The 14,363-nt window shown below is 61.2% G+C and carries 16 protein-coding genes; 8 read left to right on the top strand and 8 right to left on the bottom strand.

Going from position 1 to position 14,363, the window contains the following annotated elements:
- A partial coding sequence (locus IV498_RS17330; protein WP_269048333.1) for a hypothetical protein occupies positions 1-201 on the top strand: 201 nt, incomplete at its 5' end.
- Positions 188-535, top strand: coding sequence for a hypothetical protein (locus tag IV498_RS17325; RefSeq protein WP_269048332.1), 348 nt, complete (start codon positions 188-190; stop codon positions 533-535). The genes IV498_RS17330 and IV498_RS17325, both read left to right, overlap by 14 nt.
- Here IV498_RS17325 and IV498_RS17320 read toward each other — a convergent pair.
- Positions 516-767 (bottom strand): hypothetical protein, encoded by a 252-nt coding sequence (locus IV498_RS17320; RefSeq protein ID WP_269048331.1) that lies wholly within the window; start codon positions 765-767, stop codon positions 516-518. The two genes, IV498_RS17325 and IV498_RS17320, sit on opposite strands and share 20 nt — an antisense overlap.
- A gap of 1,038 nt (positions 768-1,805) precedes the next feature.
- Here IV498_RS17320 and IV498_RS17315 point away from each other — a divergent pair.
- Positions 1,806-2,747 carry a DMT family transporter gene (locus IV498_RS17315; protein ID WP_269048330.1) on the top strand — a complete coding sequence of 314 codons (942 nt, stop codon included), beginning with the start codon at positions 1,806-1,808 and terminating at the stop codon, positions 2,745-2,747.
- A 301-nt stretch (positions 2,748-3,048) separates the two neighbouring features.
- The gene (locus IV498_RS17310; protein WP_442951377.1) at positions 3,049-4,350 is read left to right on the top strand and encodes an AI-2E family transporter; all 1,302 of its coding nucleotides are present in this window, start codon (positions 3,049-3,051) and stop codon (positions 4,348-4,350) included.
- A 505-nt stretch (positions 4,351-4,855) separates the two neighbouring features.
- Here IV498_RS17310 and IV498_RS17305 read toward each other — a convergent pair.
- Entirely contained in the window at positions 4,856-5,335 is a 480-nt protein-coding gene (locus tag IV498_RS17305) for a hypothetical protein (protein ID WP_269048329.1), read from the bottom strand.
- Between the two features lie 600 nt (positions 5,336-5,935).
- On the opposite strand from IV498_RS17305, the gene IV498_RS19155 reads away from it, so the two are divergent.
- Entirely contained in the window at positions 5,936-6,100 is a 165-nt protein-coding gene (locus tag IV498_RS19155; protein ID WP_442951376.1) for a GNAT family N-acetyltransferase, read from the top strand.
- A 168-nt stretch (positions 6,101-6,268) separates the two neighbouring features.
- Here the strand turns inward: IV498_RS19155 and IV498_RS17300 are convergent, their stop codons facing one another.
- Positions 6,269-6,442 (bottom strand): CsbD family protein, encoded by a 174-nt coding sequence (locus tag IV498_RS17300; protein ID WP_269048328.1) that lies wholly within the window; start codon positions 6,440-6,442, stop codon positions 6,269-6,271.
- Between the two features lie 170 nt (positions 6,443-6,612).
- Positions 6,613-6,984: a MarR family winged helix-turn-helix transcriptional regulator gene (locus tag IV498_RS17295; protein ID WP_330059828.1), complete on the bottom strand. Its 372-nt coding sequence runs from the start codon at positions 6,982-6,984 to the stop codon at positions 6,613-6,615.
- Between the two features lie 1,074 nt (positions 6,985-8,058).
- Here IV498_RS17295 and IV498_RS17290 point away from each other — a divergent pair.
- The 3 genes from IV498_RS17290 (at position 8,059) to IV498_RS19150 (ending at position 10,626) form a co-directional block, all read left to right on the top strand.
- The gene (locus IV498_RS17290) at positions 8,059-8,472 is read left to right on the top strand and encodes a LexA family protein (RefSeq protein WP_269048326.1); all 414 of its coding nucleotides are present in this window, start codon (positions 8,059-8,061) and stop codon (positions 8,470-8,472) included.
- A gap of 8 nt (positions 8,473-8,480) precedes the next feature.
- On the top strand, positions 8,481-9,779 hold the full coding sequence (locus IV498_RS17285; RefSeq protein WP_269048325.1) for a Y-family DNA polymerase: 1,299 nt from the start codon (positions 8,481-8,483) through the stop codon (positions 9,777-9,779).
- Positions 9,780-10,302: 523 nt separating this feature from the next.
- Positions 10,303-10,626: a helicase associated domain-containing protein gene (locus IV498_RS19150; RefSeq protein ID WP_442951375.1), complete on the top strand. Its 324-nt coding sequence runs from the start codon at positions 10,303-10,305 to the stop codon at positions 10,624-10,626.
- A gap of 1 nt (position 10,627) precedes the next feature.
- Here IV498_RS19150 and IV498_RS17280 read toward each other — a convergent pair whose 3' ends face one another.
- From IV498_RS17280 to IV498_RS17265, 4 genes are all read right to left on the bottom strand, one after another.
- Positions 10,628-11,218, bottom strand: coding sequence for a DNA-binding protein (locus tag IV498_RS17280; RefSeq protein WP_269048324.1), 591 nt, complete (start codon positions 11,216-11,218; stop codon positions 10,628-10,630).
- Between the two features lie 637 nt (positions 11,219-11,855).
- Positions 11,856-12,134: a hypothetical protein gene (locus IV498_RS17275; RefSeq protein ID WP_269048323.1), complete on the bottom strand. Its 279-nt coding sequence runs from the start codon at positions 12,132-12,134 to the stop codon at positions 11,856-11,858.
- A 42-nt stretch (positions 12,135-12,176) separates the two neighbouring features.
- Entirely contained in the window at positions 12,177-12,947 is a 771-nt protein-coding gene (locus IV498_RS17270) for a ParA family protein (protein WP_269048322.1), read from the bottom strand.
- Complete coding sequence (locus IV498_RS17265) at positions 12,944-14,095, bottom strand: hypothetical protein (protein WP_269048321.1); 1,152 nt, start codon at positions 14,093-14,095, stop codon at positions 12,944-12,946. The genes IV498_RS17270 and IV498_RS17265 overlap by 4 nt, the downstream gene beginning before the upstream one ends.
- Positions 14,096-14,363 lie beyond the last annotated feature (268 nt).

Below are 14,363 nucleotides of genomic sequence, written 5' to 3'. Positions count from 1 at the left end.
GCGAATAAGAACCACGGCACCAACGACGACCAAGCCGTCACCATGACGACGAACGCCCCACCAGGGACCACCGGGTGGGGCGTTTTCGTCCCCGAAACATCGTCAAAAACACTGACGCCATCATCGTCAAATAACGCGACGGTCAACACAGTCCCGGTCCAGAGCAAACACTCCTTCAGCCCAGGTGATGGCTATTTTTGATGTTTTGGACGAGTGGTTTCACCAGGAAGATTTCCGGGCATGTTCATTCATGACCGTCATGCTGGAAATGGGCGCAACACATCCCTTGGGGCAGGCATCCATCGGTTACCTGTGCCGGGTCCGTGACTACATCCGTACCCTCGCCGTCGAAGCGGGTTTCTCCGATCCCGAAGGTTTCGCACGGTCCTGCCACATCCTGACCAAGGGCGCCATCATCTCAGCGGTAGAGGGTGACCTGAAGGCGGCCACACGGGCCAAGCGTATGGCCCTCGCCCTGATCGCCGAACACCAGCGTTCCCCGGGCCAAGCCCTCTCTACCCCGAGCCGTACTTGAAAGGTTCACCCGTCCGCCCGGGATAAAACCGCAGTCGTGATTCCCCCGCACCCCAAGGACTGTCCATGACGCTGGGGCCGAAGCTGATGTCCGGGGTGCCGTGGTAGTTGAGGTGTGTCTCGACGGCTATGGTATTGGCTCCATCGACCAGCAGTGAGAGGGGAACATCGATTGTGATGGGGTTGGCGTTGGCAGTGGATCCGTATCCAGGGTGCCGGGCCCAGTGTTCCACGCGGAGGAGCCATATCCAGGGTTTTTCCATGCAAGGTCCGGCGCTGTTGAGTCGTACTTCCAACTCCCTACCGACTTCGCTGCCACTACCACCGTTGTCACCGGTCCCGCCGAGGCGGTGAGGGTGAATGATCTACTCGTTGTTCCGGTGGCGCGCCATCGCGAGCCACCAGGTAGGTCCCGAGCCAACCGCAAAACGCGACCCAACTCAGACCGCCCAAAGACGACTTGACGAGATTTCAAAGAGTGGTTATATTTTTTCTCGAAAGAAAAAGAGAACGGAAGTTCCCCCGCTCAAAGTAGTTGTAGTTGCTTGTCTAGGGGGAAGCACCGTTGCAGTACCTGACCGTCAAGCAGTAGGAGACGGATAGCAGTACCCGCAGTACCTGGTCGTCGACAGCTTGAGACGACCACAGCAACACCAGTAACACCCGGTCGTCGAACAGCTTGAGACGGCCAGAGCAACACGCGCAGTACCCGGTCGTCGAACAGCTTGAGACGACCACAGCAACACCCGCAGCATGGGGCGGGCAAGTTGAGAGCATCTTTATGCATTCCTTGCCCGCCCCGACCGTTTGGGGCTGCTGCCCAGCACTTAAATTACTTAGGGGGACTGCTGCGCAGATCCTACTCACTGCCAGACCAGCCTGGCGATCAATCAAACGCTAACCCACGATTTTTCACTTATTCACGAATCACCCCATCTAGTGACGGCGGCGTTTTGAGTACGCTCGCTGGAATCTGGATCTATCGGACATCCGCTGCCACGCACCTGTGCGGGTGCCCGGTAATGATCGTTCGAGAGACACCCTTTGAGATCCTCCCGGACCAACGAATACAAGGGGCTCGCCGTGTAATGGTTGCCGCGGACGCACTCTCACAACGAATACCTCTCTTCGCTGCCAGGGCTTAGTCCGATGGCGAACCACCGGGTCCCCGGTTCTCCTGGGCAGACCCATTCGGCGGTGAACAACATCCGGGAAAGGCCGGACTCTTGGTGTTTCGTTGGTGTGGGGGTGTTTGGGGGTAACGTGGCCGCATGTCGTTGGAGCTAGTTTCGTTGTCGCCGGTGCAGGCCCTGGGTATCCCTGTGGCTCTGGTGGGGTCAGTCTTTTTGGCCCTTGGCGCACAGTATCAGCACCGGGGCGTAAATAAAGTAGAGGCCGCAAGTTCAACAGACGCCCGAAACGGCCTTCGTTCCGGCCAACTTCTGTCGCTTCTTCGTCGACCATCGTGGATCGCCGGTACGCTAATGCTCGCCCTGGCGATCATACTTCAGCTGATCAGCCTCTTCCTTGCACCCCTGACCGTGGTCCAGCCGCTGGGAGCCGTGGCACTGGTCATCACTGCAGTGCTGAACGCTCGCGCCACGAAAACCAGGCTCAGTGCCTTCACGATCCGGGCCATCGCATTTTGCGTCGGCGGGATCGCGCTCTTCGTCACGGTCGCCGCGTTCACGACCACGTCCCTGCCCATCGGCACGGTTCAACTGCGCATCGTTCTCATCATCCTGGCCTGCGTTCTGGCAGCCCTGGGCGCGGCCTTCGGACTGTTCCGCCAAAAAGTCACCACCATTTTCTACATCGTCGCAGCGGGAGTACTTTTCGGATTCGTCGCCACGCTCGCGAAAGTCATCATCGACCGGGTCCACACGCTACTCCAAACCGGATACCGCCTTGCCCCCGGTGACGGCCTGGTCTTCCTCTGCCTGATTGGAATCATCGCGGCCGCGTTGTTGGGTTCCTACTTCGTTCAAACCGCGTACTCATCCGGGCCGCCGGACCTCGTGGTCGCCGGTCTGACGGTCATTGACCCCATGATCGGTGTCACGATCGGCATCGTCGTGCTCGGCGAAGCCACCCATGCTCCGCTCTGGGCCATTGCCGCGTTCGTGGCCGCCGGCGCACTGGCCGTTTTCGGGGTATTCCAACTCTCCAGCAGACCAGAACGACAACTCCCACAGCCCATCAGCCCACACTGACGGCCACCCAGCCAAGCCCGACTGGATCCCCCGCACACCCCGTGGATCCCCCGTCCTTTCCACTCCCCGGCGGCCCGCGGGACCGCAGCGCCTACTGAGCTATGGCCGTTTTCGCGGCAGCCGGTCCGAAAGCCGTGGCGCTACCGGCGTCCTGCCGCCGATCCGGTTTTTTGAACGCTACCGGTGGGGCAATGTGACAGGTTTTGCGGGCTGATAATGTGTGGGACGACGTGAACCGGTCCGGATTCGGACCGGATGTGTCCCTTTCGCCTATCCGATCCCGTGAAAGCAGCAGTCAACCGTGACCCAGGAACGAAACCTCACCGGCCGCGCTCCCGAACCTGCAGTCTCCGACGGCACACCGGAAAGTTCTGCTGCACCTGCCGGAGCAGCGTCCGGGCAGCCGGCCAGAGTGCGGGTACATACGTTAGCTTCGCTTCGGTCCCGGCTCCTGCGGCCACTGCCGGGCGCTCAGCCGCGGATCCGCTTTGAGCTGCCACCGGAAACCCTGATGGAAGCCGCGGCGGAGGCGGAAGCCGCGCGGCTGGGTATGCCCGGCCCGCGGATGGCGGCGCAGCGGCCGATATATATGGGGTTTATGGGTGCCGTGGGTGTCGGCTTGGCGTTGTTGCTGTACTACGTCATGACCAACACCGCACAGTTGCTGCTGTGGATGCTGGCGGCCCTGTTCATTGCGCTTGGCCTGGACCCAGTGGTGCGCTGGCTCGAGGGCCACAAGGTCCCCCGGCCCGCCGGAATTGTGATTTCCCTGGCCGTTCTGGTTGGCCTGCTGGCGGCCTTCTTTGCGATCCTGATTCCCACGATCGTAGGACAGATGTCCCAACTGATTGCCAAGACCCCTGGGTGGATCAGCGATTTCCTGAACTCTGACTTCTTTAAGAACGTCGACACTCAGTACCATGTTCGGGACCAGATCAACGCCCAGGTGGCGAAGTTCTTCCAGGACTCCCAGGCCGTCGGCGGAATCTTTGGCGGGGTGCTGGGCATCGGCTCCACCATCGCCAACAGCCTCTTCGGGGCTTTGATTGTGCTGGTGCTCAGCCTGTACTTCCTGGCATCGCTGCCGGCGATGAAGCGGTGGAGCTACCGGCTGGCTCCCCGTTCCAGCCGCAAGCGGGTGGAAAGCCTGAGCGAGGAAATCACCCGTTCGGTGGGTAACTACGTGATCGGGCAGGTCTGCGTGGCTGTGATCAACGCGATCTACGCCTTCATCATCATGTCCATCGTTGGCGTTCCGTTCAGCGTGCTGTTGGCGTTCGTCGTCGCCCTGCTGGCCTTCATCCCGCTGGTCGGTTCCCTGATAGCGGCAATCACCGTGACCCTGGTGGCGCTCACCCACGGCTGGCAAACCGCGGCGGTGTTCGCCATCCTGTACTTCGCTTACCTGCAGTTTGAGGCTTACTTCGTCTCGCCCCGCATCATGCAGCGGGCCGTGGCGGTCCCGGGAGCGATTGCGGTGATCTCGGTGATTGCCGGCGGGACCCTGCTGGGCGTGCTCGGTGCCCTGATCGCCATTCCCACGGCCGCTGCCATCATGTTGCTGATCCGGGAGCTCTTCATCGCCCGCCAGGACAGGCACTAGCCGCCCTGGCCGGCGCTCCCGCAGACACACCCTGCCGGCGCATGACCCAGTATGCCTGGTATTCATTGTTCCTCCCCCCGGAAGCACCGCAGGCCCGGCCAAACGGAAATACTTCACCCGTGGCCAAGACGCCGTCGTTCCCTAACTAAATAGCTCGCTCACCACCGGCAAAGGGACCTGCGGTCTGACCCCGCGTCAGGTTGCCGGTTCCGCGAGGGGCGGGCAGTAACGGGGGAAAAGACGAACCTGCTCCCCCAGTGCCCGGTGTTTCTTGGCCGCAGAGGGAGCCAGGACTACCGGACCCGTGAGGAAGCGGGGGTGGTTAATGATCGCTGGGATAAGTAACCACGCCAAGCATATTGTGCCAACATCCTACTCACTGCTGTTCCGGGTACTGGCCTTGGTCCGGCACTCATTTTGTGTCGAACTGCCATCACCGTGAATCACAGCCCGATGGGTGGAGCGGCCGGCGCCATCACCAGGGGTCACGCCACGGGCAGGCAGCCTACTGGTGCCAGCCCAGCCCAGAGTCGTAACTGCATTCCAGCGCACCCGTTCCAGGAGCATCCCCGCCCCCGGATGGAAAGTAAATGGCCCCGAAATCCGCCCCTTCGGCCTCGATCCGTCTCTGGGCCCATGCCTTGGCAGCTTCCAGATCCTCCTCGGGAATGGGTTCACGGGTGCAGTGGCCCCCATGGAAATGAATGTCCAGCTGATACTCCCCCGGCTGGGAGGCCCCTGGGTGACGACTCGGATCCTGCTCATCGCGCCTGCTGATGAGGACCTGGGCAGACGCGTGCAGGATGGTGGACTCACCTGCCGAACCGCCGTGCTCGTGCTGTTCCATCCGCAGGCCCGAGACGACGCTTTCCACGGTGTCCTTCTCCGTGACGACGTACGCGGAACCGCTGACGTCAGCCTCTGAACCGCCGACGCTTTTCAGATGCTGACCGAATTGTTCGGAACTGGACTGGCTGGAAGTCACGCGCCCCTCCTTGAGGGATTTCCCGGCAGGTAGCCTTCGTTCCACCCTAAACCCGCAGGGCCGCATCCGGACCGGTGATGCGGAACATTTCCCGGGAAATCTAGTCGGACAGCCCGTTCCTGACAGGTCTCGAGCCCTCGAGCTTTCAACCCCTGGGGGCCGTTCACGTTCGGTTTTCCAGCGGTAATTTCCGGCCGTCCAACCTTGAGACGGCGAGGAGCGGCGCGGGGCATGCCCGCCTGAGTACGCTCCGGCGACTGGTCTCGTCCGAGCTGGGTTGAACGCTGCCATGACGGTGCCCGGCTCTGCCCGTCGGCCCCCGTGGGGCTGATACTTTCGGTGAGACTGCGGAAGCACACCCTCCGGTGTTGTTCCAGATCAGGTCCCCTGATTTACGCCCAGCGCCGCTGAGGGATAACGGATAGCACTGCCACTCCCGGTACGCCGAGCGCAGCCATCACGGCGTAGTCCGGCGATCCTTGATCAAACGTGGCTGTCCCGTCGAGCGGGGTCAAGCAGCCATACCTGCTCCTCCCGGGACAGCAGGCTGAACAGCCAGGGTCCCGTGAGGGCGGCTGCCTCTCCGATAAGAGCGCTTCCATGTACGGCAGCTCGCAGTATCCCGTGGAAGAGCGAGAGGGCCAGGACGCAGCTACAAACTCGGTGCGGGCAACGCTGGCGCTGGCGTTTGAGGAGCCCTGCCTTCACCGTGTGCAAGCCGAAACGCTCCAGGCCAATGCTGCTTCTCGTCGCGTTCTTTCCTAAGACCGGCTTCGAGCAGTACGCGATGGCGCACCGCTGCTTGAAGACCACGGGTAGCTGGCAGGACCACCTCATGTTCCAGTGACTCCACGAGGAGTGATATGAGACCCACGAAGAAGGGGCGCACCGTTGCTGGTGTGCTCCGTCTCATCGAGCGGATGTTGTCTGTGGTTATTTTTTGAACGCGTCCTTGACGTGTTCCCCGGCCTGCTTGAGGTCAGCTTTGCCTTGGTCGGTCCTTCCTTCGGCCTTGAGGCTGTTGTCGTCGGTAGCTTCTCCGGCGCCCTCTTTGGCTTTACCAGTCAGTTTTTCTCCCGCGTTCTGAATTTTGTCACCCAAGCCCATGGAGTCCTCCTTGATAGGCGCTTCCCACCGGGATCCCGGCGAGCCGAACAATAGATACTAAGCACACAGCGCTTGAGTGCCGCAAGCTGTGGTCCCTGCCGCGGTAAAGGCCCCGCCATTTCCCCGGCTGCCGGACGGAACGTTGTGCCGGGTGCCCAACCCGGCCTATCCTAAAAGCCCCCGTCTCCTCCGGCCACGATGGCGGTGGACACCGGTGACACATCCCTCCCGCCCAGGCCACGGACCAAGGTCAGCAGTTCGCGGTGAAGTATATCCGGGTCCACCTTAACGACTGAAAAGACCAGGGCCTCAAGTTCATGGGCCTCCACCAGGGCGGCGCTGCCTGCAGGAGTGATCGACACAACATGGCTGCGACGATCCGACAGGCCGCATGTTCGGCTGATGTGGCCGTGGCTCTCCAGCCTGACGAGCGTCCTGCCCATCGTCTGGGCCTTGACCCGCACGGTCCCGGCAAGCGCGGACTGGGTCATCGCCCCCTTGACGGTAAGGACATCCAGGACGGCAACCCCAGCATGCGTCAACCTCAAACCGTTAAGATTCTCGTTCCACGCGTGCTCAACGAGCCGCGCAGCAGTGGACAACAAGCGCCCCGTGGGCCAACATTCCATCTCCGGCATAGCGCCAGTATATAAAGCCAGCTCGGCTCGCAGCGTCCGAAGAGCTCACCCCATGTCGGGGCGGGTCGGCTCTCTCCCTGACACCAGTGAGCATTCCGAAGCTCAACAACAACCGATCCGTTCTCCCGCCCATCCTGATCCCGGGCAGCGCTGGCCGCAGAAACCTCCCGGGCCGATACCACTAGCCGAGGCACCCCGGAACACTTTTAGCCACGGTCGGCCACCTTGTAGGCACTGTGTCCAGCACCGCATAATTTACCTACCGCCCTCCTGCTTCATGGGACTGTCTAGTTAAGAATTTTTGGTGGAACCAATTTTTTCTTGGCCTCTTGTTGATGCAGCTGGAGTTTCTCCTCCGCAGCACGGCGCCGCATTGCGGCGCTGCGCAGCTCCTTATGCCGGGACGTGTCACCAAGGAAACCACGCATGGATGGGGCTTTCCCCGCAGGCCCCGCCCCAGCGCTTCGCCCGGCCACTGGCCGCTTTTCCTGGCTCATGCATCATGGTCTCACGGACCCCGGCCCGGGAAAAGGGTCTTCACCCTCAACCTTAATCACCGATGATATTTTGGGGTTGTAACAACCGTGCACCCAATCTCTAACCCTGCGCGGTCGGTGTGTCGTTCTTAGGGGTACTGCGGGGGTGCCTGCCTAGATAAAGCTGTCCAGGGCCGCCCAGTTGATGCTGTCGACTAGGGGACCTGAGACGACGACGCCCGTGCCGCTCACCGCTGTACCTGAAGCGGAGTTCCAGGTACAGCGGTGAAGAGGTCCCAGCGCGTCCGCGTCCTGATTGAGGAGAGACCTTTTGCCAGGTTTCCAGGGAGCCTTACCCCTCAGCGCTGATGAAGCCTCTCAACACGTTCTCTGCTTCTTCAGTCGGCGGCCTATACAACCAACCGGGGAAACATCTGTCGTTGTTTTGTCGGTCGGTGCGGCTACACTGAATTAGTCGAACATATATTCGAATAAAGGTGTGTTGTGGGCGTTAGACGCGGGCAGGTCATTGTTGTCGGTGCTGATCTCCCCGGTCCCCGTCGCGGCCGGCTACCCCTCCCCCGCGCAGGACTACTTTGACGGCCGGATCGACCTCAACGCGCATCTGATCAAGGACATCACAAGCACCTACGTCGTGAGGGTGGCCGGGGAATCAATGGAGGGCGCCGGGATCAGCGACGGTGATGAACTGATCGTCAACCGTGCCCTGGAACCGAGGGACGGCTCCGTCGTCGTCGCCGTCCTGGACGGGGAACTGACCATCAAACGGCTCCGCATCACTTCGACCGGGGTTGTACTGCAGGCAGAGAACCCCGCCTACCCCGATATCCGGGTGCCCTCATTATCGGACCTGGTCATCTGGGGTGTCGCAACCAGATGCCTGCACCATGTCTAGGGCCAGTAATGTCTAACCCGGCTCTCATGCGGCGGATGCCGCAGATCGCGCACGTGGACGTGAACTGCTTCTACGCCTCCGCCGAGCGGGCCTTCAACCCCGCCCTGGAAGGCAAACCAGTCATTGTCCTGTCCAACAACGACGGCTGCGCCGTCACCCGCTCCCCCGAAGCCAAAGCCCTCGGCATCCCCATGGGTGAACCCTGGTTCAAACTCGCCCCCCGCGCCAGGGAATGGGGACTGATCGCCCTGTCCAGCAACTACGAACTCTACGGCGACATCAGCGCCCGCGTCATGGAACTCCTCGGCCGATACTCCGCCTGGCTGGAGGTCTACAGCATCGACGAAGCCTTCCTCGGCGTCAAAGGCACCCCCACCGAACTCATAACCCTCGGACAGACCATGAAGACCGCCGTACGACGCAACGTCGGCGTGCCCGTCTGCGTCGGCATCGCCCCCACAAAAACCCTGGCGAAGCTGGCCAACAAATGGGCAAAAAACAACCCCGCCTTCAACGGAGTCTGCCACTGGGACTCCGTACCACTCCCGGACAGGGAAACGCTCATGCGCCGCCTGTCGGTCATTGAGATCTGGGGTGTCGCCACCCGGCTAACTAAACGCCTCAACGCCCTGGGTATCCATTCCATCCTCGACCTGGCCCGGGCCGATCCGGTCACGATCCGGGACCGCTTCTCCGTGGTCATGATGCGCACCGTCCTGGAACTGCAGGGAACACCCTGCATCCCCATGGAAGAAGAACGCATCGGCAGGGACCAGCTCATCTTCTCCCGCTCCTTCGCCACCCCCATCACCACAACCACCGGCATCCAGCAGGTCATGAGCGTCTACGGCCAGCAAGCCTCCGCCCGGCTGGCCAAACACGGACTCCAAGCCAAAATCCTCACCGCCTTCGCCGCCACCTCCCACTACAACCCCAAAGACACCTCCTACCCCTCAGTGTGCGTGCCACTGCCCATGCCCACCGCCGACCCCGTGCTCCTCACCAAAGCCGCCCACGCCCTGCTGCCCCTCATCCACGAAGGAATCAAATACGCCAAAGCCGGGATCATGGTCACCGACCTGCGGCCCACCGCCAACCAAGCGCCCCTGGCCCTGTTCGTAAACCGGCACGAGGAACGCCATGTTGGCACCCTCCTGGAAAACGTGACCCGCCGCTACGGGCGCGGCTCCATCGGCCTCGGCCACGCCGGCCTCCGAGGCGGTCCGGACTGGACCATGAAACGGAACATGCTCTCCCCCCGCTACACCACCCACTGGGACGAACTCCCCACCGTCAAAGCCACCTAAACCAATCACACCCTAAAAAACTTCGCTTCTGGGGCCCGTGGCCGTCTTGTCGTTCACCCCGTCATAGCGTGGCACGGTGGTCCCGAATCCGGCCAGGTCATAGGAATGAAGCTGCACCGGGGGTTAGGTTAACGCCATGACCAAAGAACGCATGGTGGATGCCGGGGGAAGTCCTGTTGGGAGTCGGCATCCCGAGTGGGATCTGATGTACAGCAAAGGCCTTCCCTTCCGGCGGATCGCTGAACTCTGTCACGCACCCAAAAGCACGGTCCACCGCCCACCTCACGGTGTACGGCAGGACGGACCCCGGACTACTACAGGACCATGAAGCCAACCGTCCACCCGTGACTGGTCCGCAGCGCCGACCAACCACTGCCTGGGAACGGCGGTTTGACCAGTTACAGCTGTTCATGGTCACGCATCAGCGGCAACCAGCCGCCACGGGAACATTGGACACTGAACCGTCCCTGGCCCGGTGGCTGGGTAAACAACGCTCAGCCGCCCCCGACACGGCCAGCTGGGCTTGGCCCAAGAGGAGGCATTGGATTCGTTGGGGACGTGGAGGACACCGCAGCGAACCATCCACGATGGGCAGCGCTGGATCCACCGTCTAACAGAACTGCGCAGCTTCGTTGCCCAGCAACGGCGCTGGCCCAGATACAAAAACCCGCATACCGAGGCCGAACGCATCCTCGGCGTCTGGCTGCACGGACAAAAACAAAACCACACCCGCAACAAGTTGTCCCCCGCCCAGACCCGACTCCTGGATGAAAGAGTCCCAGGCTGGTCCGGACTGCTCCGCTGGCAGGTCACACTCCCCCCACCAACACCCCCAGCCCCCGGGTAGGCTACTTCGCCTTGCCTGTGCTCTTCCCTGCCGCGGGGATTCTGGCCAGAACCGCGTCCATGGCGCTCTGCAGAGTCACTGACGTCGCCTGCGCAGCTGCCAACTGCACCCGCAGCTCACTGTTCTCTAGTACCGCCACCTCAGCGGTCTGCATGGCGGTGCCGGCCTTCTCCTCCGCGGCGCCCACCAAAGCCTGCGCTACGCTCAAAGCCTTGGCCGCTTCCTCCATCTCAGCCCGATGCGCAGCATCCGTCGCATCAGCGGTAGCAACCAATTCGTCAATCTCCTTAGTGAGGACGGCTTTCTCCTCCGCCCACTGGGCCTGAAGCCCGGCATGCTGCTCCCCCGCCAGCCGGACAGCTTCACCCCACACACCCCCAGCAAGCTTCTGCGCATACTCCGTCACCGAAGGCGGTGCTGCAACAACCTGACGAGTGCTCTCCTCCCGATCACTCTTCCACTCCCGCAAAAAACGGGACGCATCAGCCATACTGACACCCGCTACCTCCCGCACCGAAGCAACAGTAGGAGCCCGCTCACTACTCACCTTCTCAGCAGCGGCGAAAACACGTTCCTTAGCACTCACAGACATAGCATCCTCCGGCAGAGAAGTAATAGTAGTAGGTAGTAATTACCTTACTACCTACTACTATTACTATTTACAGGCGATTAAGGCGTACCAACCTTCCCTCCCCTGGGCACCAACAGGCTTAGCGCGTGGACTTTTCCGAGCATTGGTCCTCAAGCCCCCCTCTGAACATCGAAATTTCGGGATAGTCACTCAGAATGCCCTTCGCATCGTCCACTTTCCGGCTCCTGCCCCCCCCCTATCCCCGGGACGCGTTGGTGTCGGAACTCCCAAGGGTGGTGGAATCACCACGATGAGCAGTGTGGCAAACGTCCCGATGAAGCCTGGGATGAAAAACCATGGGAGCCGACTTCGGTTCTTTTGTTCAGCCAATCCGGGGGCGTTGATCAGGGGCGATGAGGAACCACACGCCGCCCCCCATTGGCATAGCTGTTATCCGTGGGGCAACTCAACCACAGGCAGACTTTTGAGTCCCGCCCGGAACGCTCAATCTCGTGGTCTTCGTCAGGGGGTGGGGGCATCTCGGCCGCGACATCGGCCGTGCTGTGGGGATCGTCCGGCAGCCAGACCACGAGCTCTCAACCGACTGCCCTAGCTCCGGAAAGGAGTGGCGATTTTAAATAATTATGTCTGGACGGAATTATTTTTTTAATCGGTCGCGAATCGCTTCGTCCAGAAAGTCGGTAATCGTGACTCCGTTGGCTTTAATGTAGGCATCGAGTTCGTCGCGGAGTTCGATTTCGATCTTGGATGAAAACGGCTCCATCCGTCTCTTACTCCTGGGGCGCCCGGGCCCTGGTCCTTGCGTTGCAACGGGCTCCCACTGCGCGGTAGTGTCCCGCACCTCAACCACGGGCGGCGCGCCGGTTTCGGGGGCCAGCAGTTCGGGCCCTGCGGTCAGGGAGTCTACGACGTCCACTACCGGCGCCTTCCGAAGGGATGACTTTCTCTCGACGGCCATCTAGTTCTCCTCGTCCAAGAATCGCGCGAGGGCGACAAACTTCTCTGTCATGATGGCCGCTCCCCTGCTAACGATCTTTGTCAGCGGGGCCCTGCTACTAATGGAATCCTGCATCGCTGTTCTAAGGGGCAGGTGCGGATACATCACGTCGCTTCCGTACTCGGCTTCGAGCTCACCGATCTGAAAGACATGCTCACCGGTCAGCGGTGAGCTTGTTTTGTTGATGATGATGCCAAGGAACTTCAGATCGGGATTCAGGTGCGGCAGCGACTGAACCTTCTTGACTGTTTCCAGGAACTCGGTGACTCCCTTGACGGAGAATGCGGCTGGCTCGGTTACCACCAGAACTCGGTCCGCCCAGATCAGCCCGTTCAGTGTCAGTCTTCCAAGGGCGGGAGGCAAATCAATGAGGACGTGGTCATACTCCTCCAGTTCCGTTGCCCCCCAGGCGGCCGCCTTGAGCCGCATTTCTGGAGTCATAATGCTTTCGGACTCAAGCCTGGCCAGCGACTCCGAGCTCGGAATGAGGTCAATGCCGGCCCAAGAGGTCGTGGTGATGGCCTGGCCAAGGGTGCCGGCTTCCCCGCCGTAGAGGACATCAAAGATGTCGAACTCTCCAGCTCCTTCCAGGGCATCAGTGACGTTGGCTTGCGGATCCAGGTCGATGACTAGAACCTTCTTGCCGATGAGCCGGAGTCCTGTGGCAAGGCCGAGGGTTACGGACGTCTTGCCCACGCCGCCCTTTCGGTTGCCAATGGCAGTAACTTTCATGTTGCTCCCTCTAGTTTAAATACAGACTGACAGATTGATAGATGTACGTCAATCTGTCCATCTGTCATGACAGAAATATTTATTTGAGTTAAATCTGTCATGACGGATTTAACTTCCACTCGCTTGTCAGAGCGTTTCATCGAACAGGGTGGAGGGCTGTGGGTGGAATGCTGTTGTTTGTTGGCGTCGAAGATTGCCCGGATGTGAGCTAGGGCGGTGATTTTGGTGGGGGTGTCGCCTTGGCTGAGGCGGGTGGCGTGTTTTGCTTGGCGTTCGAGCACGCGGCGGCGTTCGGTGGCCTGTTGCCGGCGTTGGTCTGCTTGGTGGGCGGTGGCTTGTTGGTCGGGGGAGCGCAGTGGTTCGCCGGCCTCTGTGCGCCAGGCTCCGAGTCGGTGCCGCATCCAGCCGCGTATCCGCCAGGGTTCACGTGTGTCCGGTGCGCCGCTGTGCGGCCACGCAGTGTTGTCAGGCTTCCAGTCCAGGGCGTGCAGGATGTCAGCGACGGTCCAGCCGGCCAGGAAGAAGTCCCGGCAGGAGCTGGCGACGTCTTTGGTCGTCATGCAACGCAGCGGAAAACTCCGGTTGCGGATCTCGGCAGCTGCGGCCGCACGCTGTATTCGGCGTTTTGTAGTTCGGTGGGTTGGCCATTGGATTTCCGGACGCCAGGGCACTTGGGCGGCAGGTGCGCAGCTTGCGGCGCCTTCGATAATCAGCCGTGGCGTAGCCACGTCCTGATGAAAGCTTTTTTCTTGTGCGCGTGTATGGGTTAACTTTCTTTTATTAAGGTGAGAACCGCCTAGGGCGGGAGGGGTGCCATCTTTGTTCACAAGTGCCAGCGGGGAGGGTGTGCAAAGGACGTAGACGGCTGCTTCGTTGATGCGTTCCCCGTCGGGTCCGGCTGCGGCGTATTTGGCCTGCCTGCCGGTTGCTACGCGGCCGATGATGCCCCAGTTGATGAGAAGCCGCAGGACACGCGCCACGGTTGTCCTGGACGTCCCGGTGACTGTTACGAGGTTTTCCCAGCCCGGGCGGGTAGTCATCGACTCATAGTCGGCGCGCTGAATCAGGGCATTGAGTACGGCCATGATGGTTGCCTGACCGTTGCGGTTGCGGGCGGCGAAAAACTCATGGCCGAGCAACGCGGCCATAGTCTGGCGACCATGCGCTGAGCGGACACTGCCCGTAGGCACCGCAGCCAACACAACGGCGGAATCGCTCTCACGGGCACGATTGACACGCCGAAGGCGCACTGATCGACAGACGTCCGGGGTGTCCCCGGCGGTTTCCGTGGACGACGGGGTATGTGCGTGTAGACTGATGGGCATAACGGAAGGACCCTCCTAGAGGGTGCGGAAGTGGGAGCCCTTCACCGGACCGCCTGCCAGCAAATGCGGTGGAGAGCTTGAATAACTTCAT

Source organism: Paenarthrobacter sp. Z7-10, assembly GCF_026932795.1.
Classification (GTDB): Bacteria; Actinomycetota; Actinomycetes; order Actinomycetales; family Micrococcaceae; genus Arthrobacter_M.
This window is presented reverse-complemented; position numbering and strand designations above follow the sequence as displayed.